This window comes from Mesorhizobium waimense (assembly GCF_003601975.1).
GTDB classification, from domain to species: domain Bacteria; phylum Pseudomonadota; class Alphaproteobacteria; order Rhizobiales; family Rhizobiaceae; genus Mesorhizobium; species Mesorhizobium waimense.
The window spans coordinates 1-384 of record NZ_QZWZ01000257.1; the positions used below are offsets into that span (position 1 = coordinate 1).

Sequence of the window (384 nt, forward strand, 5' to 3'; positions counted from 1 at the left end):
TGTCCGACTTCGTGCTCATTGAATTCCGAGGACCATCATGCCCATCTCATGTTTCGGCGCTCCTGGCGAGTGCCTGGCTGCGCCCCGGCGCGCTGCCCCGCGCGTTTCTGCGCGCACTCACACCCTTCATCTGACCGCCCTGGCGTTCGTGCTGGCCGCCACGGGCCTGGCCAGCAACCCCGCACGTGCATTGGAGTTCGGCGAGGCACTGGACCTTGCCGAACAGCACAGTCCCCGGATCACGGCCCTGCGGCTTCAGATCGACGCGGCGAGCAGTGCCCAAAAATCTGCAGGGACGCTCCCTGATCCGAAGCTCTCGGTGGGGTTGGAGAATTTCCCGATCAGCGGCATGGACCGCTTCAGCCTGAGCCGGGAATCCATGAC

General features: G+C 64.8%; 1 pseudogene. It reads left to right on the forward strand.

Features of this window, described 5'->3' with window-relative positions:
• Positions 1 to 37: 37 nt before the first annotated feature.
• A pseudogene (locus D3227_RS40915) lies at positions 38 to 384 on the forward strand (hypothetical protein); the annotation flags it as partial.